The sequence below is a fragment of the Stenotrophomonas sp. NPDC077421 genome (assembly GCF_049545505.1).
Taxonomy (GTDB): Bacteria; Pseudomonadota; Gammaproteobacteria; order Xanthomonadales; family Xanthomonadaceae; genus Stenotrophomonas; species Stenotrophomonas nematodicola.
On sequence record NZ_JBMWDP010000050.1, the window covers coordinates 1 to 23,627 of the forward strand.

At 70.1% G+C, this 23,627-nt stretch carries 24 protein-coding genes; 7 read left to right on the forward strand and 17 right to left on the reverse strand.

All coding sequences use genetic code 11. From position 1 onward, the window contains the following. Nucleotides 1-114: 114 nt before the first annotated feature. Entirely contained in the window at nucleotides 115-309 is a 195-nt protein-coding gene (locus ACPEH1_RS18855; RefSeq protein WP_423716209.1) for a hypothetical protein, read from the forward strand. Nucleotides 310-461: 152 nt separating this feature from the next. Continuing rightward, nucleotides 462-1,118 carry a hypothetical protein gene (locus ACPEH1_RS18860; protein WP_423716208.1) on the forward strand — a complete coding sequence of 219 codons (657 nt, stop codon included), beginning with the start codon at nucleotides 462-464 and terminating at the stop codon, nucleotides 1,116-1,118. 121 nt (nucleotides 1,119-1,239) lie between these two features. On the opposite strand, the gene ACPEH1_RS18865 is transcribed toward ACPEH1_RS18860, so the two are convergent. From ACPEH1_RS18865 to ACPEH1_RS18880, 4 genes are read right to left on the reverse strand one after another with little or no spacing between them, the layout of a single operon-like run. Further along, the gene (locus tag ACPEH1_RS18865) at nucleotides 1,240-2,802 is read right to left on the reverse strand and encodes an NAD(P)(+) transhydrogenase (Re/Si-specific) subunit beta (RefSeq protein ID WP_423716186.1); all 1,563 of its coding nucleotides are present in this window, start codon (nucleotides 2,800-2,802) and stop codon (nucleotides 1,240-1,242) included. Next, nucleotides 2,799-3,140, reverse strand: coding sequence for an NAD(P) transhydrogenase subunit alpha (locus ACPEH1_RS18870; protein WP_423716187.1), 342 nt, complete (start codon nucleotides 3,138-3,140; stop codon nucleotides 2,799-2,801). Before ACPEH1_RS18870 ends, ACPEH1_RS18865 begins: the two co-directional genes overlap by 4 nt. Before the next feature lie 25 nt (nucleotides 3,141-3,165). Continuing rightward, entirely contained in the window at nucleotides 3,166-3,552 is a 387-nt protein-coding gene (locus ACPEH1_RS18875) for a hypothetical protein (protein WP_423716188.1), read from the reverse strand. Continuing rightward, entirely contained in the window at nucleotides 3,504-4,286 is a 783-nt protein-coding gene (locus ACPEH1_RS18880; protein ID WP_423716189.1) for an NAD(P)(+) transhydrogenase (Re/Si-specific) subunit alpha, read from the reverse strand. Before ACPEH1_RS18880 ends, ACPEH1_RS18875 begins: the two co-directional genes overlap by 49 nt. 180 nt (nucleotides 4,287-4,466) lie before the next feature. Here ACPEH1_RS18880 and ACPEH1_RS18885 point away from each other — a divergent pair, with 180 nt between their 5' ends. Next, complete coding sequence (locus ACPEH1_RS18885) at nucleotides 4,467-5,462, forward strand: hypothetical protein (protein WP_423716190.1); 996 nt, start codon at nucleotides 4,467-4,469, stop codon at nucleotides 5,460-5,462. Here ACPEH1_RS18885 and ACPEH1_RS18890 read toward each other — a convergent pair. From ACPEH1_RS18890 to ACPEH1_RS18910, 5 genes are read right to left on the reverse strand one after another with little or no spacing between them, the layout of a single operon-like run. Beyond that, nucleotides 5,456-7,648 (reverse strand): heavy metal translocating P-type ATPase, encoded by a 2,193-nt coding sequence (locus ACPEH1_RS18890; RefSeq protein WP_423716191.1) that lies wholly within the window; start codon nucleotides 7,646-7,648, stop codon nucleotides 5,456-5,458. The genes ACPEH1_RS18885 and ACPEH1_RS18890 overlap by 7 nt on opposite strands. Nucleotides 7,649-7,652: 4 nt before the next feature. Continuing rightward, entirely contained in the window at nucleotides 7,653-8,705 is a 1,053-nt protein-coding gene (locus ACPEH1_RS18895) for a c-type cytochrome (protein ID WP_423716192.1), read from the reverse strand. Further along, entirely contained in the window at nucleotides 8,692-10,038 is a 1,347-nt protein-coding gene (locus ACPEH1_RS18900; protein WP_423716193.1) for a c-type cytochrome, read from the reverse strand. The genes ACPEH1_RS18895 and ACPEH1_RS18900 overlap by 14 nt, the downstream gene beginning before the upstream one ends. Then, nucleotides 10,035-10,655, reverse strand: coding sequence for a cbb3-type cytochrome c oxidase subunit II (locus ACPEH1_RS18905; RefSeq protein WP_423716194.1), 621 nt, complete (start codon nucleotides 10,653-10,655; stop codon nucleotides 10,035-10,037). Before ACPEH1_RS18905 ends, ACPEH1_RS18900 begins: the two co-directional genes overlap by 4 nt. After that, on the reverse strand, nucleotides 10,652-12,274 hold the full coding sequence (locus ACPEH1_RS18910) for a cbb3-type cytochrome c oxidase subunit I (RefSeq protein WP_423716195.1): 1,623 nt from the start codon (nucleotides 12,272-12,274) through the stop codon (nucleotides 10,652-10,654). Before ACPEH1_RS18910 ends, ACPEH1_RS18905 begins: the two co-directional genes overlap by 4 nt. A 295-nt stretch (nucleotides 12,275-12,569) precedes the next feature. Here ACPEH1_RS18910 and ACPEH1_RS18915 point away from each other — a divergent pair, with 295 nt between their 5' ends. Next, the gene (locus ACPEH1_RS18915) at nucleotides 12,570-13,214 is read left to right on the forward strand and encodes a TetR/AcrR family transcriptional regulator (RefSeq protein WP_423716196.1); all 645 of its coding nucleotides are present in this window, start codon (nucleotides 12,570-12,572) and stop codon (nucleotides 13,212-13,214) included. Nucleotides 13,215-13,239: 25 nt separating this feature from the next. Here ACPEH1_RS18915 and ACPEH1_RS18920 read toward each other — a convergent pair whose 3' ends face one another. Together ACPEH1_RS18920 and ACPEH1_RS18925 are read right to left on the reverse strand one after the other, a co-directional pair. Next, nucleotides 13,240-14,142 carry a c-type cytochrome gene (locus ACPEH1_RS18920; RefSeq protein ID WP_423716197.1) on the reverse strand — a complete coding sequence of 301 codons (903 nt, stop codon included), beginning with the start codon at nucleotides 14,140-14,142 and terminating at the stop codon, nucleotides 13,240-13,242. Further along, nucleotides 14,135-15,517, reverse strand: coding sequence for a c-type cytochrome (locus ACPEH1_RS18925; RefSeq protein WP_423716198.1), 1,383 nt, complete (start codon nucleotides 15,515-15,517; stop codon nucleotides 14,135-14,137). Before ACPEH1_RS18925 ends, ACPEH1_RS18920 begins: the two co-directional genes overlap by 8 nt. A 138-nt stretch (nucleotides 15,518-15,655) precedes the next feature. On the opposite strand from ACPEH1_RS18925, the gene ACPEH1_RS18930 reads away from it, so the two are divergent. Further along, nucleotides 15,656-16,306 carry a thiopurine S-methyltransferase gene (locus ACPEH1_RS18930; RefSeq protein WP_423716199.1) on the forward strand — a complete coding sequence of 217 codons (651 nt, stop codon included), beginning with the start codon at nucleotides 15,656-15,658 and terminating at the stop codon, nucleotides 16,304-16,306. A 33-nt stretch (nucleotides 16,307-16,339) separates the two neighbouring features. Here ACPEH1_RS18930 and dsbG read toward each other — a convergent pair whose 3' ends face one another. Genes dsbG through dsbD form a run of 3 tightly spaced genes read right to left on the reverse strand, consistent with a single transcriptional unit; the run spans nucleotide 16,340 to nucleotide 19,928 of the window. Then, on the reverse strand, nucleotides 16,340-17,128 hold the full coding sequence (gene dsbG, locus ACPEH1_RS18935; protein WP_423716200.1) for a thiol:disulfide interchange protein DsbG: 789 nt from the start codon (nucleotides 17,126-17,128) through the stop codon (nucleotides 16,340-16,342). Further along, complete coding sequence (locus tag ACPEH1_RS18940) at nucleotides 17,125-17,970, reverse strand: prolipoprotein diacylglyceryl transferase family protein (protein ID WP_423716201.1); 846 nt, start codon at nucleotides 17,968-17,970, stop codon at nucleotides 17,125-17,127. Before ACPEH1_RS18940 ends, dsbG begins: the two co-directional genes overlap by 4 nt. Next, nucleotides 17,970-19,928: a protein-disulfide reductase DsbD gene (gene dsbD, locus ACPEH1_RS18945; protein ID WP_423716202.1), complete on the reverse strand. Its 1,959-nt coding sequence runs from the start codon at nucleotides 19,926-19,928 to the stop codon at nucleotides 17,970-17,972. The genes ACPEH1_RS18940 and dsbD overlap by 1 nt, the downstream gene beginning before the upstream one ends. 118 nt (nucleotides 19,929-20,046) lie before the next feature. Here dsbD and ACPEH1_RS18950 point away from each other — a divergent pair, with 118 nt between their 5' ends. Together ACPEH1_RS18950 and ACPEH1_RS18955 are read left to right on the forward strand one after the other, a co-directional pair. Beyond that, nucleotides 20,047-20,712: a response regulator gene (locus ACPEH1_RS18950; protein WP_423716203.1), complete on the forward strand. Its 666-nt coding sequence runs from the start codon at nucleotides 20,047-20,049 to the stop codon at nucleotides 20,710-20,712. Beyond that, the gene (locus ACPEH1_RS18955) at nucleotides 20,709-22,046 is read left to right on the forward strand and encodes an ATP-binding protein (RefSeq protein WP_423716204.1); all 1,338 of its coding nucleotides are present in this window, start codon (nucleotides 20,709-20,711) and stop codon (nucleotides 22,044-22,046) included. The genes ACPEH1_RS18950 and ACPEH1_RS18955 overlap by 4 nt, the downstream gene beginning before the upstream one ends. Before the next feature lie 39 nt (nucleotides 22,047-22,085). Here ACPEH1_RS18955 and ACPEH1_RS18960 read toward each other — a convergent pair whose 3' ends face one another. The 3 genes from ACPEH1_RS18960 to ACPEH1_RS18970 form a co-directional block, all read right to left on the reverse strand. Next, nucleotides 22,086-22,433: a DUF6691 family protein gene (locus tag ACPEH1_RS18960; RefSeq protein WP_423716205.1), complete on the reverse strand. Its 348-nt coding sequence runs from the start codon at nucleotides 22,431-22,433 to the stop codon at nucleotides 22,086-22,088. Continuing rightward, on the reverse strand, nucleotides 22,430-22,855 hold the full coding sequence (locus ACPEH1_RS18965; protein ID WP_423716206.1) for a YeeE/YedE family protein: 426 nt from the start codon (nucleotides 22,853-22,855) through the stop codon (nucleotides 22,430-22,432). Before ACPEH1_RS18965 ends, ACPEH1_RS18960 begins: the two co-directional genes overlap by 4 nt. Nucleotides 22,856-23,222: 367 nt before the next feature. Further along, the coding region (locus tag ACPEH1_RS18970; protein ID WP_423716207.1) for a transposase at nucleotides 23,223-23,627 on the reverse strand (405 nt) is incomplete at its 5' end.

The following is a 23,627-nucleotide window of genomic DNA, read 5'->3' on the forward strand; positions in this document are numbered from 1 at the left end:
GGCAGTGGCGCGCATCCCGCGGCTTGCCGCCGGGATGTGGCGAGGCGCGGCACGCAGCGCTCCGGTGCGGGGACGGCTGCTCAGTGTTGCGCCTGTGTTCGCACGTTCGTATCGGTGCGTTCTGATCTTCGCGTCAGACATTGCCGCGGCGACTCCCGCCTCGACCGCCTCGACTCCCAGGTGCAGGGCGCGGCCCAGAGCGCCGAATCCGCCAACCAGGGCGCCCAGCGCGCCAACCAGCGGCTCGACCAGATCGAAGGCCGCGTGCAGCAGCTGGAATCGTCGCCGCGCCGCGTGCCGCGCGGGTGAGCACGCACTCCGCTTGACCGACCGGCGCGGGGATCCGTCGCCTGCGCGGCGCGGATCCCCGCGTTGGGTGGTGTTCCGCCCCCGAGGAGCTTCCCATCCGTACTTTCCCCCACTCTCTCCCCCACCCGGGCCGGCGCGCGGTTGCGCTGGCGCTGGCGCTGGCGCTGGCCAGCGTGGGCGCCACCGCCAGCGCGCGCGACGACGGCACCCCGCCGGCGACGTCACTGGACGAACTGCCCCGCGGCCAGGACGTCTCCGACACGGTGATCGAACTGGCCGGCTGGGTCGTCGCCTCCGGCGACAGCCAGGGCTATCCCTTCGCGATCATGGACAAGGCCGCCGCCCAGATCCTCGTGTTCGGCGGCGATGGCCGCCTGCGCGGCGCCGCGCCCGGCCTGTTCGGCTCCGCCGTTGGCGACCACACCGCCCCCGGCATCGCGGGCCTCGCCCTGCGCGAGATCCCCGGCCGCGACCGCACCACCCCGGCGGGCCGCTTCGTCGGCGGCTACGGTCCGTCCATCGATGCCGGCCGCGTGCTGTGGGTCGACTACGAGTCCGCGGTCTCGATCCACCCGACCGCGACCGGCGTGCCGGAGGAAAAGCGCCCCGAGCGCCTGGCCTCGCCAACGCCGGATGACAACCGGGTCACCCACGGCTGCATCAACGTGTCTCCGGCGTTCTACGAGCAGGTCGTCAGCCCCACCTTCGCGCGCGGCGGCGTGTTCTACGTGCTGCCGGACGAAGGCTCGCTGGAGGAGGCGTTTCCGGAGTTCGCGGGCGCCGGCACCCGGAAGACCGCCGGCGACTGAGCGCCGGTGCGTGGCCGCGCGGCGGATGACGCGGCGTCTCCGGTGCGTCGTCCGCAGCATGAAAAAGGCGACCCGGTCGCCCGGGTCGCCTTTTCGTTACCGCACCCGCCGAAGGGTCACTTCAGGCCGCGGTTGCGCAGCAGGGCATCGGCGCTCGGCATGCGGCCGCGGAAGGCCTTGCAGCTTTCGGCCGGATCGATATTGTCGGCCAGCACATCCAGCGCGCAGACGATCTCCGATACCCGCGCAGAAGCCGCCCCGGCCCCGTGCTCCGTGACCGGCCCGTCAGGCGCCGTCCCGCCCCGGGGCGTAGCGCCATACCGCCAGCGCGCCATACAGCAGTGTCAAAAAAGCGAGGTTGCACAACTCGGGAAGCGCCTCGGCGAAGCTTGCGCCCATCTGGTTGAACTTCAACCACGTCGTTCGCCCCGAGTACCAGCACCACGTCGGCCTGTCCGAACTCGCTGTTGATGTCGTCCATCTCGACCACCTGGTCGTAAGGCACCTCCGCCTCGGCCAGCAGGACGTTCATGTGCCCCGGCATGCGGCCGGCCACCGGGTGGATCGCGTAGCGCACCGTCACGCCGGCGTCGGCGAGCTTCTCGGTCAGCTCCTTCAGGGCGTGCTGGGCGCGCGCGACCGCCAGGCCGTAGCCGGGGACGATGATGACCGTCTCGGCGTTGGCCATGAGGAACGAGGCGTCCTCGGCCGAGCCCGACTTGACGTTGCGCTGCTGCTGTCCGCCCTCGCCCGCTCCGGCGCCAGTGCCACCGCCGAACCCGCCCAGGATGACGCTGAAGAACGAGCGGTTCATCGCCTTGCACATGATGTAGGACAGGATCGCGCCCGAGCTGCCGACCAGCGAGCCGGCGATGATCAGCATCGAGTTGTTCAACGAGAACCCGATCCCGGCGGCGGCCCAGCCGGAGTAGCTGTTGAGCATCGACACCACCACCGGCATGTCGGCGCCGCCGATGGGGATGATGATCAGGACCCCGAGCACGAACGCGATGGCCGCCATCGCGATGAACGGCTCCCATTGCTGGGTGAGCGCGAAGGTGATCCCGAGCCCGATCATCGCGACCGCCAGCGCAAGGTTCAGCAGGTGCTGGCCGGGGAAGACCACCGGCGCGCCCTGGAACAGGCGGAACCGGAACTTGCCCGCCAGCTTGCCGAAGGCGATCACCGAACCGGAGAAGGTGATCGCGCCGACCGCGGTGCCGATGAACAGCTCGAGCTTGTTGCCCAGCGGGATCGGCTCGCCCTCGCCGACGACGATGCCGAATGCCCATGGCTCCGCCACCGCGGCCACGGCGATGAACACCGCCGCCAGGCCGATCAGCGAGTGCATCGCGGCGACGAGCTCCGGCAGGCGGGTCATTTCCACCTTCCTTGCCAGCAGCGTGCCAATGGCGCCGCCGACCACCACGCCCAGCAGCACCAGCCACAACCCGAGCCCGCCCCCATCCGAACCAACCAGAGGATCCGCCGCGGCGTCCGCCTGCAGCTTCAGGATCAGCATCACGGTGGTCGCGACGGCGATCGCCATGCCGCCCATGCCGAACAGGTTGCCGCGCCGCGCGGTCGAGGGATGCGACAGGCCCTTCAGGGCCTGGATGAAGCACACCGATGCCGCCAGGTAGAGCAGCGTCACCAGGTTCATGCTGACGAAACCGAGGCTCATTGCCCGCCCTCCCCGCTGCCTTCGGCGTCGGACCGGGCGGGCCGCGCCCGCGGCTCCTTCTTGCGGAACATCCGGAGCATCCGCTGGGTGACCAGGAAGCCACCGAACACGTTGACGGCCGCGAGCATGACGGCCAGCGTGCCCATCGTCTGCCCGAGCGCGCCCTCGGTGAGCGCGGCGGCGAGCATCGCGCCGACGATCACGATCGCCGAGATCGCATTGGTGACCGCCATGAGCGGGGTGTGCAGGGCCGGCGTCACGGTCCACACCACGTGGTAGCCCACGTAGATCGCCAGCACGAAGATGATCAGGTTGATGACGGCGGGGCCGACTTCCATCGCGGTTCTCCGGTGGGTCCAGGGGTCAGGCGGGTTTGCGCACCACGTCGCCGGCGTGGCACAGCAGGGTGGCGGCGACGATCTCGTCGTCCTGGTCCAGCACGAAGCCGCCCTCGTCGTCGACCACCAGCTTGAGGAACTCGAGCACGTTGCGCGCGTACAGCGCGGACGCGTCGGCGGCGACCAGCGCGGGCAGGTTCGGCTCGCCGATGATGTGCACTCCGTGCCGGGTGACCGTCCGGCCGGCCTCCGACAGCGTGCAGTTGCCGCCCTGCGCGACCGCCATGTCGACGATCACCGAGCCGGGCTTCATCGCCTCCACGGTTTCGTCGTGGATCAGCACCGGCGCCTTGCGGCCCGGGATCAGCGCGGTGGTGATGATGATGTCGGCCTGCCGGGCGCGCTCGTGCACCAGCTCGCCTGGCGGCGCATCCAGCCGGCGGGCATCGGCCGTGCATAGCCGCCCACGCCTTCGGCGATCTCGCGCTCCTCGTCAGTGAGGAAGGGAACGTCGAGGAACTTCGCACCGAGCGAATTGACCTGCTCCTTCGCCGCGGGACGCACGTCCGAGGCCTCCACCACCGCGCCCAGCCGCCTGGCAGTCGCGATCGCCTGCAGCCCGGCTACCCCGGCACCCATGACCAGCACGCGCGCGGCCTTCACCGTGCCGGCGGCGGTCATCAGCATCGGCATGAAGCGCTGGTACGCATTGGCCGCGAGCATCACCGCCTTGTAGCCGGCGATGTTGGCCTGGGACGACAGCACGTCCAGCGCCTGGGCGCGGCTGATGCGCGGTGCCGCCTCCAGTGCGAAGGCGGTCAGGCCGGCGGACGCGATCGCCTTGGCCTGCATGGCGTCGAAGGGATCGAGCATGCCGACCAGCACGGCGCCCGGCTTCATCATTTCGAGCTCGTCCGGGGTCGGCGCGCGCACCTTCAGCACCATCCCGGCCCCGAGCGCACCCGCCGCCGAGCCGACCACCGCGCCTGCAGCCACATAGGCCTCGTCGGTCACGCTGGAGGCAACCCCGGCGCCGGCCTGCACGACCACGCGGTGGTTGGCCTTCACCAGCTTCCTGACTGTTTCCGGCGTTGCGGCGACCCGGGTTTCACCGGGCCGCGTCTCGGCCGGTATGCCGATTTCCATCTGACCGCCTCCCTACCTACTGGTTGGTACACGCTACGTGGAACTTTCGACGATGTCAGCTTTTGACATGGCGCCGGCGGGCGCCTAGCCTACCGATCACTTGGTCCGCGCGCGCCCGGGATACCCGGCCGCGCCCCTCGCCGGACCAACTCCCTCCCCCTTCCAAGATGAGCCCCTTACATGGCATCGATCCGCATGCTTTCCCTGTCCTGTGCGCTGGCACTGTCGCTGGCCGCCCCCGCCCACGCCCAGGACGGCGGATCGTCCGACCGCACCCGCATCTCCGGCACCATCTTCGCCAATGCCAGCGACCGCGAGGGCGACTTCGACGCGGAGCTCAAGCGCTTCTTCGTGAACATCGACCACGACTTCAACGAAGACTGGTCGCTGCACTTTACCTCCGACGTGCAATGGGTGCGCGACAGCGATCCCACCGACCTGTGGGTACCCCACATGTACCTGCAACGCCGGCTGGGGCAGAACGCAAGCCTGCAGGTCGGCAGCGCTCCGCAGCCCTGGATCCCGCGCATGACGAAGCTCAACGGCTTCCGCTACGTGGACTCGCCCCTGCTCGCGCGCGCCGGCGTCGGCAGCCCCGCGGAGTGGGGCGTGCACCTGAAGGGCCAGCAGGGCGCCGCGTCCTACGCGGTCTCTGTGGTGACCGGCTCCGGATACAAGAAGCCGACGCTCGGCGACACGCCGGACGTCGAGGCCGCCGTGGACTGGCAGCTGGCCGATGGCTGGACCGTCGTGCTCGGCGGCTACCGCGGCAGGCGTGCCCAGGACCGGGGTCCCGGCGGCGTGGAGCACACCGCGACCCGCCTCAATGCGGCACTGGCCTACGTGGGCGAGGCGGGGCGCTGGGGCGTGGAAGGCTTCGAGGCGGACAACTGGAACCGCATCAACCGGGTCGAACCCGACGAGTCGCGGGGCTGGTCCACCTGGGGCAGCTACCGCGTCGCGCCCGAGTGGACGGTCTTCGCCCGCCACGACCGGATCACCCCGAGCCGCCTGCTGGATCCGGGCGCCGAGAACGAGTTCAGCCAGGCCGGCGTGGAATGGTCGCCCTCCCGGAACCTGCGCCTGGCCCTGGCGGGCAAGCGCGAGGAGATCGAGATGGCCGGCGTGCGCCGCAGTGGCAACGAGTTCGGAATCTGGGCGCAGCTGAACTACTGAGCGCGGGCCGGCTCACCGGCCGGCGGCGCTGCCGCCGGCCTCGCCCGCCGGGGCGGCCCCAATCGCGGGCGGCTGCCCAGCACCAGTCCGATCTGGGTCAGTGAGCTCGCGGTCATCGCCAGCGCCGCGCCCAGCGGCGTAAGCACCCCGAAGATCGCCAGGGGCAGGATCGCGGCGTTGTAGGCCAGCGCGGCCCACAGGTTGCGCCGCACCAGTCCGACGCTCCAGCGGGCGAGCGTCGCGGCGCGGAGCACCCCGCCGATGCCGCCGTCCAGGATGCCAATGGCCGCCGTCGCCTGTGTCGACGGGTGTGCACGCGCCACCGAGATCCCGCAGGCTGCCGCGGCCATCGCCGGGGCATCGTTGATCCCGTCGCCCACGAACACCACCGGCCCCGGCAACTCGCGCAGCAGGTCGGCCTTCTGCGCCGGCGACATGCCGGCGCGCGCCCGTGCGGGCACGACGCCCACCTGGCCTGCCAATGCATGGACCGGTCCCTCGGCATCGCCACTGGCCAGCCACACATCGAAGCCCGCCCGCTGCAGCAGGCCGATGGTGGAAGCGGCTTCCGGATCGAGGCGATCGGCCAGGCCGAGGTATCCCATCGGCTTGCCGTCCAGCTGGACCGCAAGCCAGGTAAGTCCCTCGTCCGGATGACGGCCAGCGGAGGCCAGGGCATCCGGGTCCGCAGTGGCGACGCGTACCCGGTGCGCGCGCCACGATCCCTGGGCGGCACGCGGGCTGCGTTCGCCCGCCGCGTCCGCATCGGGGACCGCCGGTGCCGCGGCGACGATCGCGCGTGCCAGCGGATGGTCGATGCCGGCCTCCGCGGCAGCCGCCGCCTCCAGCAGCTCCTCGCGGTGCCAGCCCGCGGCCGGCACCGCCTCCACCACGGCCGGCTCGCCCATGGTCAGGGTCCCGGTCTTGTCGAAGACCGCCGTGCGGGCCCGGGCCAGTGGCGCCAGGCTGCCGGGGTCGGCGATCCGCAGGCCGTGGCGGCTGGCCAGGATCGCCGCATGCAGGTGCGCCAGCGGCGTGGCCACGGCCAGCGCGCACGGGCACGCCGCGACCAGGACGGCCAGCGCCCGCAGCGTGGATTCCTCGACCCCTAGGCCGGCCAGCAACGCCGCCACCCCGACCAGCAGCGCCAGCACCGGCACCCAGCGGCCGAGCAGTTCCGAGATGCGCGTCTGGCTGTCCGTGGCGGGCTGACGGGCGACCATCTCCAGCGCGATGCGCCCGCCCATGCGGTCCAGGTCGCGGTCGCCCGGCTCGCGGTCGCTGCGCACCGTCAGGGCCCGGTCGAGGTTGATGCTGCCGGCGCTGATCCGGGTCCCGGGAGCCGCCGCCTGGGGCCGGGACTCGCCGGTGAGGATCGAGGTGTCCAGGCGGGCCTCGCCCTGCAGCACCACGCCGTCGACGCTGGCGACGGCACCGGCGGGCACCAGCACCTGGCTGCCGAGCGGGACCTCGCCGACGGGCACGGGCCGGGCCGCACCGGCCGGCTCGAGCACGAGCGCGGTCTCGTTGTCCGCCGCCTGCATGGCGACGATCGCATCCAGCGCCCGGCGCCTGACCCACGCCTCGATCAGCCGCCCGGCGAGCAGCAGCGTGACCAGCATGGTCGCGGTGTCGAAGTAGACGTGGGAGCCGCCCTGCCACAGGTTGATCACCGACAGCAGGGTGGAGCCGGTCACCCCGAGTCCGATCATCAGGTCGATGCCGGGGCTGCGCAGCCGGACCGAGCGTACCGCCATGCGCAGGATGTCGCTGCCGGCCCACGCCAGCACCGGCAGCGCCGCAACTCCCGTTGCCACGGCGACCCACCAGGCCTGCCGCGGATCGGCCACGCCGACGTACAGCATCACGCTGCCGACCATCGACCACATGCCGAAGAACACCGCCACCGCAAGGCGGATCGACAACGCGGTAATGGTGGTTTCCAGGCGCTCCAGAATGGCCGCCGGCCGGGGTTGCTCGACCAGCCGGTACCCGGCCCCGGCGATCACCGCCGCGATCCCGGCCCGATCGGTGCGCGCCGGATCCCACTGGATCAGGGCCGAGGCGGTGAGGAAATGCACCGCCACCTGTTGCACCCCCGGCTGGGCACGCAACCTGTTCTCCAGCCCGCGCGCGCAGCCGCCGCACCAGAGTCCGTCGACCGCGAACAGCTGACGCGCGGACATCGTCCTAGTCGCGGGCGGGCACCGGCGTGCCGCTCCCGATCAGTTGGCCGTCGAGCGTCTTGCCGTAATAGGTCTCGTCGCCCTTGTGGAATTTCTCGGCCGCCTCGGCCACGCTCATCCCGGCCTGGCGCGGATCACGGGGACGTTCATGGCTGTCGATGTAGGCGGCCACGTCCCAGGCTTCCTGGTCGGTCAGGCGGTTGCTCTGGCCATAGGGCATGTTGGCCTTGATGAAGCCGGCGGCGGTATCGATGCGCGCCATGCCCGCGCCCCAGTTGTAGCTTTCCGGACCCCACAGCGGCGGGAACACCAGCCTGCCATTGAGGTCGCGCTGGCCGCTGCCGTCGACGCCGTGGCAGGTAGCGCAGTTGGCTGCGTAGACCTGGGCGCCACGCGAGGGGTCATAACCCAGCTCGGTATCCTCCAGTGACAGGTATCCCGCACCCTCGACCTCGCTGTTGGTCGGGGCGCCGGTGGCCAGCCAGTGCATGTAGCTCTGGATGTCCTTGTACACGTCGTGCCCGGCCGGCGGCGGGCCGCCTGACGCGGAATCCTGTGCGTTCATCGAATAACTGAAGCACCCGTTGATCCGGTCCTCCATGGTGTTGATCTTCTTGTTCTTGGAGCGGTACTTCGGATACGCCAGCCAGGCCGCCCACATCGGCGCGGAGTCGGCGCGGCGTCCACTGTCGAGGTGGCAGTTCGCGCAGGAGAGCTGGTTGCCGACGAACTCGCCCGCGTTGGCCGGCGTGTTCACGAAGATGTCGCGGCCACGCAGAATGGCTTCTCCCGAGGGGCCGTCCGGAATGGTGTGCTCGGGCGGCGGGGTGAAACGCACCGCTTGCGTGGGCGCACCCGGACCCGCGCTGACGCTGGATGGCGCGATTCCGTCATTGTCGCGATCGGCCGAGGACGAACGCTCGAACAGCACCGCGCCCAGCGCGAACAGCACCAGGCCGCCGCCGATCGCATAGATCGCGCGCCGTGTGCCATTGCCTGCACGGATGCGCTCAACGGACTCGCCACCTTCGGCGTTCTTGCGGTCAGTCTTGGACATGGCGTTCACCTGCGGGGGAGTTTGGCTCGACACTGGAAAGGTTCACGGCAGGGGCATTGCCCTGCCCTGCTTCGGCGGCCAGGGGTGCCGCGGCGACGGTCGACGCGGGCGCGGCGGGAACCGGGGGCAAGGTGGCCAAGTAGTCGGCCACCGCACGGCGGTCGCCGTCGTCCAGTGCCCTGGCAATGTGGTCCATCAGCTGGATGTCCGAGTTGTCCCGGCGTCCCGCGACCCAGCCGGCCAGCTGGGCGACGGTGTATTCGGGATGCTGGGCGGCCAGGGCCGGGAACTCCGGGGCGACGCCGACACCCGAGGGGCCATGGCAGGAAAAGCAGGACGGGATGTCCTTCGACCAGTCGCCCCGGAGCGCCAGTTCCTCGCCCCGGGCGAGGTCGCCGCCCAGGCGCGCGTAGGCGTTGGATGGCGCGCGAATTGCCGCGTAGAACTCACCCAGTGCCTGCATCTCGGCGGGCGCCAGGGTTCGCGCGACCACTTCCATGTTCTCGTTGCGGCGGCTCCCATCCAGGTAATTTTTCAGCTGCTTGACGATGTAGTCGGCAGGCAGGCCGGCCAGCCGGGGCACGTTGAGGGTGCCTTGGCCCCGCTCGCCGTGGCAGGAGGCACAGCTCCAGGCCGCGCCGCGGCCCTCGTCCACCAGCTGCCGGACCACCGGATCGGTGCCCGCCGCCTCCACGACGCTCACCGCGGGTTGCGCCGGCAGCGAGGGATCGACGACCCGCGCCAGTTCCGCGCCGCCCTGCCAGGCCCCGCGATCCGGGAAGCGCGCGCGCTCTGCGGCGACGAATGCCGCATCGATGGCAGGAGCCGTGGCGCCGGGGTCCGGCGCCCAGGTACCGCGCACGTATTGCACGATGCTGGCGATCTCCGCGTCATCGAGCACGCTCGAGAAGTCCGGCATGTGCCCGTCGTAGTCCTGCGTTCCCACGCGGATCGGACCGTCGATGCCGTGCAGCAGGATCTGCACCATCACCTCCGGGCGCGCGGCCACGAACGGCGAGTCGGCCAGTGGCGGGATCGCGTTGCGTACACCCGAAGCATTGGGTTGGTGGCAAGTGGCGCAGCTGGCCTGGAACAACCCGGCCCCGTTTCCCTCCGCCACCGCACGCGCTGCGGTCGCCTCCGGGATGACCCGTTCGGCGCGCTCGACCTTGCCCTCATCCTCCGACTCGAAGCTGTTGAACAGCACGACCGCGCCCCACAGCGCCAGTGCCAGTGCAACCCACAGCACGGGCAGCGGCACCGGAGCGCTTTCCTCGTAGGGTTCGAAATGTTCGTTGCGCTGGTGCGTGTCGCGCCGGTCGTCACGGCTCATCGAGGCTCCTCCGGTCGTGCATAGCCATCGTCGCGCAGCGCATCCACCGGCGCCGGGAAGGTCCGGTCCAGCGACTGCAGGTAACTGACGATATCCAGCGCCTCCTGCCTGGCCACGATCACGCCTTCGGCCGGCGCGTACTTGCCCTCCAGGGCCACCACCACGTCGTCCGGCCCGGCGGCGGGCTTGTGTTCGAACAGGAACGGATAGGCCGGCATGATGCTCCAGTCGAAGATCGCGCGGGGCTGGTAGAGGTGGGTCAGGTGCCAGTCGCGGCTGGGCAGGCGTGCGCCGACGTTCAGCAGGTCCGGGCCGGTGCGCATGGTGCCCAGCTGGTGCGGCGTATCGTAGACGTAGTCCGACGCCACCGAGGCACGGCCCCAGCCGCGCTCGGGGTCCGGCGCCTGGTCGGACGCACGGGGTTGCTGGGTGTGGCAATACACGCAGCCCAGCGCGATGTACTGGTCGCGACCCCGCTGCTGCTGCGCGGTGTAGGGCTTCAATCCCGGTGTCGGCGCCTCGCTCCGGATCTGGATCGCCGGCGCGATCACCAGCAGCAGCGTGGCAAAGGCGAGGATCCCCAGGGCGAGGATGGCAAGAGGGACGATGCGGTTCATGCGTTCGTAGCCGGTACGGTGTCACGCGGTGCATCGGGCATCGATGCAGCCGGCAGACGGATCAGGAACAGCGCGATGAAGTGCGCCACGAACAGGAAATGTCCGGCGACCATCAGCGCACCACCCACGGTGCGGGCCTGCAGGAACGGAATGGTCAGGATCACGCTGTCGGCGAAGTCGCGGGTCACGTCCAACATCGCCTCGCCCTGCAGCCAGCCGCCGATGGACAGGGCGAAGAAGTAGATCGCAAAGCCCACGACCACCAGCCAGAAATGCACGTTCAGCATCCGCGGCCACGGCCACTCGCGGCCGGTGATGCGCGGCATCATGTAGTACACCGCGCCGAACAGCACGTAGGTGACGAAGGCATAGGCACCCAGGTGCGCGTGGCCGACCGTGTAGTGGGTGAAATGGGTGATGCTGTTGATCGACCGCAACGCCTCCAACGAGCCTTGGAACGACGCGGCGGTGTACATCAGAGCCCCCAGCGAGATGAAACGCAGCGGCACCGAAGCCTTCAGCGCCCAGGTGTTGCGCGCCACCGTCACGTGCTGGTTGATCGCTACCGCGATCACCGGGATGAACATCATCACGCTGTGCACGATCGACAGCGTCACCACCCACGTCGGCACCGGACCGCCGATCAGGTGGTGGATGCCGACCTGGCTGTAGAACAGCGCCAGGCCCCAGAAGCCGATCAGCGACAGGCTGTAGGAGTAGATCGGCTTGCCGATGATCTTGGAAATGAAGTAGTACGCGGAGCCCACGCCCAGGGGTGTCAGCCACAGCCCGAGCACGTTGTGCGCGAACCACCAGTTGACCGTGGCTTCCTGCACTCCGGTGTGGAGGCCGGGCAGGTTGGCGACGATGAACAGCACCGGGAACCAGCACAGTGCGGCCAGGAAGTACCAGCCGCTCACATAGATGTGGTGCACGTTGCGCCGCGCCGCGGTGGCCACCAGCGGAATGGCGAAGCACGCTCCGGCGACCGCCAGGCCGATGTCCAGCTGCCACGGGATCTCCAGCCACTCCTCGCCATCGGTCCAACCCGAGGCGATGGCCAGCGCGCCACAGGCCACCATGAGGTTCCACAGCACCGTGCCGGCCAGGACCACCCGGGGCAGGCGCAGCGCGGTGTGGAACATCCGGCCGGTGATCCAGATCACCACGCCGATGCCCGTCATCGACAGCCAGCCATAGATGACCAGGTTCAGGTGCAGTGTGCGTACCCGACCGAAGGTCAGCGCGGCCTCACCGACCAACCAGTCGGGCATGTGCATCTTCATCGATGCCATCAGGCCGAAGATCGATCCGATCGCCAGCCACGCCATCCCGCTCCCGAGCAGCGCCAGTACCGGCAGGCGCGAAACGCGGTCGATGCCGGCACGTTCGCCGTCGAAATGATTCGTCGGGACGCCATCCCCGGCCGGCGGGGGGCGGGTGTCCGCACCCGGCAAGGTCGCGTCGTCGGGAACGCCCGCCTCTCCGGGCGTGAAGATGGCATACGCCTGGTCCTGCTCGAAAAGCAGCTGGCGCGAGGCCATTGCCCAGATCAGGAAGCCCAGCGCGAGCAGTGATACTACGAAGCTCAGGCCTAGCAACAGTCCAATGGTCAGCATCCGGGGGCGCTCTCGTTCAAACAGTCAAAAGGAAACCGGCGACCCCGGTGAAGGGCCGTCCCGTGGATCAGGGCATGGAGTGGTGTGCTGGCGTCGTGACGCTGCCGACCCATGGCGCTACCCCGCGCCGCCACGGACCAATTAGTTGGTAGGATTATAGCCTCAGGGCTGAGCAAAGCCACCGTCACGCAGCCCTCACCTTGCTGGGGGTGCCGGGACGCCTTGCTATAGTTGCGGCATTCACAGCAACGTGACCGGGAGGCAGCCTGCCTACTGGTTGGCAGCCGGAGTGCCCATGCGCCACTTTTCCGAACTCAGCCCCTCCACCCTGCGCGTCGTGGACGCGGCCGAGGACCTGCTGCAGCATCGCGGCTACAACGGCTTTTCCTATGACGACGTCGCGGCCCTGGTCGGCATCAAGAAGCCGAGCATCCACCACCACTTTCCGCGGAAGGAGGACCTGGTCGCGAGCGTCACGCAGCGCTACTCCTTCCGGCTCCGCGCGAAGCTGCTGGAAATCGAGGGCCGCACCGGCGACCCCTACGAGCGGCTGGTCGCCTACGGCGGATTGTTCGAGGAGATCTTCGCCAGCGGGGGCAAGCTCTGCCTCGGCGGCATGCTTGGTGCGCAGAGCGAGAGCCTCCCGGAATCGGTCATGGCCGAGGTCAAGGAGTTCTTCCGCATCAACGTCCGCTGGCTGAGGGCGATGGTCACCGAGGGCCAGGAAGCCGGGATCTTCCGGACCGACAGCCCCGCCAAATGCCTGGCCGAGGTGCTCCTGTGCGCCCTGGAAGGCTCCATGGTGGTGGGCCGCACCCTGCGTTGCGCGCGCGGCCCGGCCGAGGTGGGCCGCACGGTGCTCGCGGGGTTCCGGCTCCCGGCCGCCGAGGGCAAGAGGAGCGCCCGCGTCGCACGCGAGCTTGAGCCGGAAAGCCCCTGACTCCTCCTGCGGCGTGCCCCGCACGTCAGTACCTCGCATCCTTCGGCTTCGGCCCGTTCGGCCAGTCATTCACCTTGCCCGGGAAGTCGGGCCGCGGCTTGTGCGTGAAGAACTCGGCCACGTCCACCGCGTCCTGGTCGGACAACACGTTGCCGTGCCCCCACAGGCCGACCGTCTGGATGCCCATTGGCATGTTGTACTTCACGAACGCGGCGGCCTTGTAGGTGCGCGCAAGCCCGGCGCCGATGTTGAAGGATTCGTCGCCCCACAGCGGCGGGAAGACGATGTCACCGCGACTGTCGCGAAGCCCCTCGCCGTTGTCGCCATGGCAGGCGGCGCACTGCGCGTGGTAGATGCGCTCGCCCCTGACCGGGTCGGGGACCAGGCTCGCGTCCACCGTGCCGGCGTTGGCGATGTCCACCAGTTGGTCCCTGGGCGTGTTCTGCGACAGCCACTCCATGTACGCGATCATCGCCTTCATTTCCTCCGATTCCCGGTCCAGCGGCTTGCCGTTCATCGAACGCTGGAAGCACCCATTGATCCGCGCCTCCAGGTCAATCTCCCTGCCGGCGCGCGGCATCACCCGGGGATAGAAGTTGAAGCTGTTGATGTACGGGTCCCCCAGCGGGATCTTCCCCTGGGCGATGTGGCAGCTGTTGCAGTTCATCGCCGCCCCGACGTGGTCCGGCAGGAGCCGCTCGGTCTCGTTCAGCAGGCGCTTGCCATAGAAGATCTGCTCGGCATTGGGTTCGTCGACGATCGCGGTGTCCTGGGGAATCGTGTAGGTGCCGATCCTGCGGTTGGCATCGTCGACCAGCACCAGGTCGTACTGCGCCGCAGCCCGACCGACCGGCTCCGGGCTGCCGCACCCCGCGGCGACGAGCGCGGCGATCACCGCGCCGGCGACGCGTCCGGACAGCTTACTCATGGTTGGCTCCTTGCGTCGTGGAAGGCACCGGCAGGTGGGGCGGCAGGTCGGTTCCGACCCGCGGCTTCCGGCTCAGGAAGTGGCGCATCGCGACCACGTCGTCGACCGTCACCTCCGCGGCCTCGTTGGTCCAGCTATTGCGGATGAAATTGACCACCTCGGCGATGTCTTCGTCGGCAAGCATGTGGAACGCAGGCATGGAGAACGCCATCCGGTCGTGCGGCGTGTCCGGCATCCGTCCCCCACCCATGGTGATTTGCAACACCGAGTCGGGGTAGCGCGAGTACACCGCGCTGTTGCCGGCCAGCGCCGGGAAGATTCGCGGCACGCCCTTGCCGTCGGCGCGGTGGCAGACCTGGCAGTACTCGACGTACAGCAGCGCGCCCCGTGAGTCGTACTCGCCGTCCAGCAGTTTCTGCGTGGTCAGGTTCTGCTTGGCCGGCAGCGTGACCTCCCTCCCCGGCGCCGGACTGAGGGTCTTCAGGTAGGCCGCCATCGCGTGGAGGTCCTCGCCGGTCATGTATTGGGTGCTGTGTTCGATCACCTCCGCCATGGCCCCGAAGGCGGCGGTGGTGTCGGTACGGCCGGTCCGGAAGAAGTCCACCAGCTCTTCCGTGGTCCAGGTGCCCAGTCCCCTGTGCTCCCCACGCAGGCTCTTCGCCCGCCAGCCATCGATGATGGCGCCGCTCAGGTACTCGCCGGATTCGGAGTGCGACAGCGCGACCTCCTGGAACCCGATGCCACGCCCGGTGTGGCACGAACCGCAGTGCCCCGGACCCTCGACGAGATACTGGCCCCGGGTGAGCACCGGATCATCCGTTTCCGGCACGAAGCTGCGCTTGGGCGCGAACAGGAGCTGCCAGTACGCCAGCGGCCAGCGCCAGTTGAGCACCGGCGGCAGCTCACTCGGCTGGTTTGCACGGCGGACCGGCTCCACCGCCGACATGAAATAGGCGTACATCGCGGCCACGTCCTCGTCCGGCATGATCTGGTACGAGGGAAACGGCATGGCCGGATAGAGCGCGCTGCCGTCCTTGCGCACGCCGTGCTTGATGGCGTTGTTGAACTCGTCGAACGTGTAGCTGCCGATACCGGTCTCCACGTCGGGGGTGATGTTGGTGGAGTAGATCGCCCCGAGCGGCGTGAGCATGGGCAGGCCGCCCGCGAACTCCTCGCCACCCAACGTGGTGTGGCAGGCCATGCAGTCCGCGGTACGGGCGATGTATTCACCACGCTCGACCAGCGCGGGGTCGTCCACGTCCACGACGATTCCGCTGCTGGTGCTGCGCCAGTGCGGAAGCATCTGCGCAAGCAGGAAAGCCAGGAGGACGCCGGAGATTCCGACGAGCAGGACGATCCTGAGCCACTTCCGCATTGTTGTTCTTTCCCTGTGGATTGCCTTCATGCAGCCCCACTATATGTCGTGTTGGGAATGCTGGATTGACGCGGGTCAAAACCGTGGGAACATCGGCTGCCGATCCACCCGCACCCGCGGTATTGGCCAGGAGTACGCATGGAACCCGAATACTGGAAAGATCGTTGGGGCAGGGGCGACACCGGCTGGAACCAGGAGCAGCCCACGCCCCTGATGCTCAAGCACTGGCCCGCGCTCGGTTTGCCGCCCGGCAGCCGGGTGTTCGTCCCGCTGGCGGGCAAGTCGCGGGACATGGCGTGGCTCGCCGCCCAGGGCCATCGCGTTCTCGGGGTCGAGCTCTCGGAACTCGCCATCGAGCAGTTCTTCGTCGAGAGCGGACTGGAGCCACGGGTGGAGTCGAGCCGCTACGGCCGCCATTACTCGGCCGGGGGCATCGAACTCATCCATGGCGATGCGTTTGGCCTGGACGGCGACGTGCTGCGCGACTGCGCCGCCGTCTTCGACCGGGCCGCGTTGATCGCCCTTCCGCCCCCGCTCCGCCGCCGGTATGCCAATGGGCTGTACCGCTCCCTGCCGGCCGGCTGCCGCGGACTGCTGCTGACGATCGAGTACCCGCAGGATCAGAAGGAAGGTCCCCCGTTCTCCGTGCAGGAGGAGGAGGTGCGCGCCCTGCTCTCTTCCGACTGGGCGGTCGACCTGCTGGAGCGGCGCGACGTCCCCGCCTCCGGGCCGGAAGCCGGCGACGGCCTGCAGATGCAGACCGTCGCGTACCGCCTGCAGCGCCGCTGAGGGCGGCGCCGCGGCGCGGCAGCGGATCTGCACTTAGCGGGGGCCGAACACGTTCGGCATGTCGTCGGGCGCCGGAAGGCCCGAGCGGCGCTGCACGAGGCCGTTCTCATCCTGGAACAGGATGCCCGGGGTGCCCTGGAAGCCCAATTCGCGCATGAGCCGGTGGTTCGCGTCGAGTTGGCCCGCCACTTCGGCCGGGACCGTGGGCAGCCCCTCGATGCCCCCGCTCGCATAGTTCTGCTCGTTGCGCGTGAGCATCTCCGATGGCGAGGGAGCGGTCAGGATCTGCGCGACCTTGTTGGCGCTGTCGGCCTTGATGACGCCGACCATGATGTGGCGCACCTGCACCTTGCCGGAGTCGACCCAGGGACGCGAAGCCTCCCACAGCCGGTTGCAGAAGGGGCAGTTGGGGTCGCTGAAGGTGTACACCACGCGGGGGGCGTCGTCGTGGCCGTCGGCCACCCACGTGCTGTCTTCCAGCTGGGACCAGATGCGCTCGGTCATCGGCTTGGCAACCAGCCTCTGCAGCGGCTCCTGCCCGACGTCCACGCCGTGCGTGTTCACCATGGTGCCCACCAGGGCGTGCTCGCCGTCGGGAGTGACGTAGACCGCCACCGGCTGCTGGCCCCCGGCCAGGCTGGCGAAGCCGCGCAGGCCGCCGGGAGCGTCGAACTCGCCCAGCACCTCGAGCCCGTGGGCCTCGACGGTGTCGATCACGGCGGGGCGGTCCTTGATCTCGCCAGGTTCCTCCGCGTGGCTGCATCCGGCGGTGCCGGCGAGCGCGATCGCCAGCAAGGTGGCGTTGAAGTGGAATCGGTTCATGGTGCTGCCTCTTGTGTGGATGGTTGTGGGCCGGGCGCCGGCGGGCCGAAGCGCTCCAGCTTCTGCGCAAGGCTTGCGCTGGTCAGTTCGCCCATGTGGACGTCCAGGAGACGGCCGTCCCCGGCGAAGAACAGCGTGGTCGGGAGCCCGCGCGAGCCGGTGGACTGGGACACGCTGGAGAACGGATCCAGCACGACGTTATCGAGCTGCAACCCGGCTTCGTCCAGGTAATCGCGGATCAGGTCGCCGCCCTCGCCCTGGTTGGCGAAGACGAAGGTCACGTGGGGGTTGGCCACCTGGCTGTCGGCGAGCACCGGCATCTCGCGCCTGCATGGGGGGCACCAGGTCGCCCAGAGGTTGACCACCTTCGGCTGGTCGCCCATCTCGGACAGGCGCACCGCCTCGCCCTCCAGGCGGGTCAGCTCGACGTCGGGCAGTCGGACCACCGCCTGTTGCATCAGCAACAGCGCGCCGCTGAGCACGCCCCAGACCGCCAGGCCGGAAGCGGTGCCCCATACCAGCGGGCGGCGCAGTTCCGGGTTGCGGCGGGCGCGCCACGCGCCGAACGCCAGGCCGGCGAAGACCGCGGCCCAGATCGAGTAGCCGCCGTCGCCCAGCCGGATAAGGGACCAGGGATCCGCCGCGTACTGCGGCAACCACTGCACCACGAACACCACGCGTCCAGCGACCAGGCCCACGAGCAACATGTCGAAGATGAGTCCGGCCACCGGCACCCGCGGCCCGTCCGGGCGCTTTGCCGCCCATCGGCCCACCAGCGCCGCCACGCCCAGCGCCAGCGCCAGGAGCACCACCGTCATCGGCATCGGTCCCAGGCTGACCATCAGGCTTCCTCCCCTGCCCCGACCTGGTCGAGGCGCTGCAGGAACTGGTCGGCGCTGATGTCGCCGACGGTGCGCAGCGCACGCGCCTCGCGCCCGTCGGGGCTGATCAACATCAGGGTGGGCGGCCCGACCACCTCCCAGGCCTTCATCAGTTCGCGGTCCACCGCGTCGTTCGCGGTCACGTCCGGGCGTACCACCTGCATGCGCGCCAGGCGCTCGGCCACGCGCGGATCGCCGAACACCTCGCGCTCGATGATGTGGCACGTCACGCACCAGTCGGCGTAGAAGTCGACCAGCGTCCACTCGCCGCGGGCGCCGGCTTCGGCCAGGCGCTGGTCCAGGTCGGCCGCGGATTTGGCATCCACGTAGTCGGGCCTTGCCGGTGCCGAGGGGGCGGCAACTCCCGCGACCGCGGTGCCCGCCAGCGGCTGCAGCGGCCGCCACGGATCGGTCGCACCGCTGGCTCCGCCGAACATCATCGCAACGGCCCAGACTCCCACGACCGCCGCGGCGCTGCGCGAACCCCAGCGCCTCACGGTGCCCGGGGCCGCATCGGCTGCGAACGCGACCAGGCCGATCGCCACCACCAGCAGCCAGGCGCCCCACAGCGCGAGCGACACCGACCCCGGCAGCACGCGGCTGACCATGTACACGGCCATGCCCAGCAGCATGAAGCCGAAGGCGGCCTTCACCCGCTCCATCCACGGGCCGGGGGCCGGCAGCACCCGGGCGCCGAACACTGCGATCAGCAGCAGCGGCACGCCCATGCCCAGGCCGAGCGCGAACAGCGCCACGCCACCGACGACGGGGTCGCCGGACTGCCCGATGTACAGCAGCGCACCCGCCAGCGGCGCGGTCATGCACGGCCCCACCAGGACCGCCGAAAGCACGCCCAGGGCGGCGGCACCGGCCAGCGTTCCACCCTGCTGCCCGCGGCTGGCGCGGTCCAGGCGGTTGCGCAGCCAGGCCGGCAACTGCAACTCGAAGGCCCCGAACATGGCCATGGCCAGCACCACGAACAGCAGTGCGAAGGCGCCGAGCAGCCACGGGTTCTGCAGGGTGGCCTGCAGGTTCGCGCCGCTCAGGCCGGCGGCGACGCCGAGGGCGGCGTAGGTCAGCGCCATCGGCAGCACGTAGGCGGTGGACAGCATCAGCGCACGCCCGGGCGAAGGCCGCCCGCCAACCACGAGGCTCGACACGATCGGGATCATCGGCAGCACGCAGGGCGTGAACGCGAGCAGCAGCCCGAGGCCGAAGAACACCAGCGCCGCCATGGCGGGCCCGCTGTCGGTGAGCCGCTGGGCGAAGGCCTGGTCCTCGGCGAGGGCCGGGGTTTCCGGCGGCACCGCCGCCGCGGATACCGGTTCCGCAGGGGCGGCCGCAGGCGCCGCATCGCCCGACACCGCCTCGCTTGAATCCGCACCCCGTGCGGTTTCATCAGCGACGGACTCGGCTGCCGCCGGCGCCTGCGACGCTGCGGCCGCGGCGGTGCGGGTGCTGCTGCCGGCGACGGCCCCGCCCGGCACCTCCGGCAGCGTCAGCGCCATGGTCTGGGGCGGATAGCAGATGCCCGCGTCGGCGCAGCCCTGCCAGTGCAGGGTCACCGCCCCTCCAGAGGCGCTGCCGACATCGAACTCCAGCGTCTCGCGGTAGACCTCGGTCTCGCCGAAGAACTCGTCGGTGATCCGCTCGCCCGACGGCAGGCCCAGCGGGATCTCCGCACCATCGGCGTCCATCGACAGGCGGTGCCGGTACACGTAGTACCCCGGCTCGATCTGCGCAGTCACCCGGATGGTGTCGCCGGACACGACGGGAGGATCGACCCGGAACACTTCCTCGGGATCGAGGAACGTCGTTTCGGAGGCGGCCGGCGCGAACAGGTCGAACACCTGGGCGGCCGAGGCGAAGGGGAGCGCGAGCAGCAGGAGCAGCAGCGCTCTCATCGGGATGGATTTCATGGCGCGCCACGGTAGGGGACGCGGATTAAGAGCGGATTAAGAGCGCCGGCCGGGGGTGTCGGCCCGGCGCCTTTGGCGTACGGTCTGCGGCTGGACACCGCCTACAGACGGAGCAGCCATGCGCATCCTCGTCGTCGAAGATGACGACCTCATCGCCCGCGGCATCGCCAGCGGGCTACGCGCGTATGGCTTTGCCGCGGACACCGTGCCGTCCGCGGCGCAGGCCGAGCTCGCCCTCGCCAACGCCGAATGCGACGCCATGGTGCTCGACCGCGGCCTCCCCGACGGCGACGGGCTCTCGCTGCTCAACCGACTGCGCGCCGGTGGCAGCACACTGCCCGTGCTGCTGCTGACCGCACGCGACACCGTCGAGGACCGCATCGAGGGCCTGCAGGGCGGCGCCGACGACTACCTGGTCAAGCCCTTCGACCTGGGCGAGCTGGTCGCCCGGCTGCACGCCCTGATCCGCCGGGCGGCGGGCCGCAGCAGCAACCTGGTCGAGGCCGGGGCGCTCCGCTACGACCCCAGCAGCGGCGAAGCCTGGCTGGACGGCGAACCGGTCGAGCTGTCGCGGCGCGAATCCACCCTGCTCGCCAGCCTGATCCACGCGGACGGTCGCTGCCTGTCGGCCGAGCAGCTCAAGGACCGGGTGTACGGACTGGACCAGGAAGTCGCCAGCAACGCGGTCAACGTCCACGTGCACAACCTGCGGCGCAAGCTCGGCGCCGACGTGGTCGAGACCGTGCGCGGGCTGGGCTACCGTTTCGGCTGGGCGCGCCGGTGAGCCTGCGGCTCCGCCTGCTGCTCACCATCGGCCTGGCCCTGGCCGTGCTGTGGGGTGGCGCCGCGGTGTGGATGTTCCGCGACCTGGACCGCAACCTGCAGGAGACGCTGGACGACCGGCTGGCCATGTCCGCGCGCATGGTCGCCGGCCTGCTCGACCAGTCCGGCGGGGCGAGCCTGTCCATGGCGGCGGTCGAGGGCACGCTGTCGGTGCCCGGGAGCCGCGGCATGGCCTGCCAGGTCCGCTCACTGCGCGGTGAAGTGATCGCCACTACCCGCGGCCCCGGCCGCGCGCCGCTGGCGGTCAGCGCGCCGGGCTACCGCACCACCGTGATCGATGGGCAGCCGTGGCGTACCTACACCCTGCGCACCGATGCCTTCGACATCACCACGGCCGACAGCCTGGACGAGCGATTGCAGCTGCGCCGGCGCATTGCGCTGGCGGCGGGCGTGCCGTTCCTGATCGCGTCCATCGGCGGGCTGCTGGCGCTCTGGTTCGGCACCGGCCGGGCGCTTGCACCGCTCGACGGGCTGCGGCGGCGCCTGTCGCAGCGACACCCGGACGCGACCGACCCCGTCGATGGCAGCCAGCTCCCGGGCGAGCTGCGCCCGCTGATCCGCGCCCTGAACGACCTGCTCGAGCGGATGCGCCAGGCCATCCAGCGCGAGCGCGGCTTCACCAACGACGCCGCCCACGAACTGCGCACTCCGCTGACGGTCATCGATACCCACCTGCAGGTCGCCCGGCTGCACGCCGGCCCCGAGGCGAAGCCGGCCCTGGAGGACGCCGCCACCGGCGTGGAGAGGATGCGCGGGACGCTGGAGCAACTGCTGATGCTGGCGCGGGTGGAGGGACGGCTGCCTTTCGACGAAGGCATGCACATCACCGCTGCCGAGGCGGTCTCGCGCGCCATCGAGGTGGCAGGGCACGACGCGGCAGCCCGGACCGACGTACGGATCGAGGGGAACAGCGGGGACGCGGTGCTGGACGTGCCGCCGCAGCTGGCCGTCGTGGCCTTGCGCAACCTGATCGGGAACGCGCTGCGGTACTCCCCTGCCGAAACCAGGGTGGCGGTAGAGATCGCTCGCCCTACCCCGGGACTGGCCGCGTTCGCGGTTTCGGATTCGGGGCCGGGAATGGACGTCGAGGCGGCACAGTCGGCGACCCGCCGGTTCTGGCGCGGTGCGGCCTCCCACCCCGGCAGCGGGCTTGGACTGACGCTGGTGGAGGCGATCTCGCAGCGGTTCGGCGGGGAGCTGATGCTCCTGCCGCGTCAGCCGCACGGACTGCGGGTCGAACTATCGCTCCCGGTCAGGCACGAACCCGGCGTCTGAGGGCGGACGCGCGAGCGTGCGTGACAAAGCACGGCGCGGTCAGGCGCGATCGACGAGCCGGTGCAACAACATGCCCGCCAGCATCGCAGGGACGAACCACAGCGCCTCGACGGACAACACTCCCAGTCCAGCCAGGGCGGGTCCCGGACAGTAACCGGCGGCGCCCCAGCCGATGCCGAACAGCGAGCTGCCACGACGCAATACCGGCCGGAACAGCAGCACGGTGGTCAGCACCGCCCCTGCCAGGACGAACGCGAGCCTGGGGTCGAAGTCGCCGAAGAAGTCGAGGAATCCGAGCACGACCCGCGGATCGGTCATGCCCGACATCGCCAGCCCGAGCCCGAAGAGCGCGCCGGAAAGCAGTGCCGCGAGGGTGGTCCTGCTCATGCCCAGCTCCACAGGTGGCGCACGATCAAGGTGGTGGCCACCGCCGTGGCCATGAAGACCAGCACCGCGGCGAGCGAGCGTCCGGACAGCCGCCCCAGGCCACAGACCCCGTGCCCGCTCGTGCAGCCGTTCCCCATGCGGGCACCGAAGCCCACCAGCAGCCCCGCGACGACCAGCCCGGCCCGCGGGAAGTCGACCCGCGGCTGCGGCGCACCCGGCACGAAGGCCATGTACAGCCCCGCCGCCACGACCAGCCCGACCAGGAAGGCCACGCGCCAGGACACGTCCCCGGCGCGCGGGAACACCACTCCGTTGAAGATGCCGCTGGCGCCGGCGATCCGACCGTTGAGCCACAGCAGGACGGTGGCGGACAGACCGATCAGGACCCCGCCGCCCAGTGCCATCCACCACTCGCCGGTCATCGGGCACCCCCCAGCTGGTTGAGCGGCAGGCGCAGGTAGCGGATGCCGTTGTCGTCGGCCGGGGGCAGTTCGCCGGCGCGGATGTTCACCTGCAGCGCCGGCAGGATCAGCTGGGTATAGGAAGTTCAACCGCCTTTTTGGCGAGTCTGGCGGGTAGGAAGCGGCCGCGCAAGCGCCGCTTTGGGCACAGATCGGGCACAGATCGGGGGTTCATGCGTGGGTTTTCGACATCGCGGGGCCACGCAGCGGCTCAGTGCGTAGCCATTTCTCACCGAATCCCGGCACAGGGCCGAGCGCAGCCCTGCGGGGTCGTGGCCGCATTGGATCGGACTCTGGTTTCGCTACCGGCTGTGTGGCCGGCACCTCGTCACACGGCCGGCGGCGGCGCGCGCGCTGCGGGCCGGTAGTGCGCTTGCTCCAGCGCGCCGTGCTTCTCGAAGTGGGCGAGGATGGCGCGGATGGTTTTGGGTTCCTCGATGCTGGCGACGATCCGCACCGCGCCGCCGCAGTGGGCGCAGGTGGTGACGTCGATGGAAAAGACCCGCTTGAGCCGTTGCGCCCAGCTCATCGCACAGCGCTTCTGCTCGGGGCTGCGCGGCTCGTCGTGGGCGCTGACGTCCACCGGCACTGCATCGCCCGCAGGCCGCTTGCCGCGCCCCGAGGGCGTCAGCTGCGCACGCAGGTTTGCATTCGGGGCGAATACGCCGTGGAAGCGGGTGAGATGCGCGCGAGGTGGCGGGACCAGTGCCGCCAGCTTGGCGATGAAGTCCAC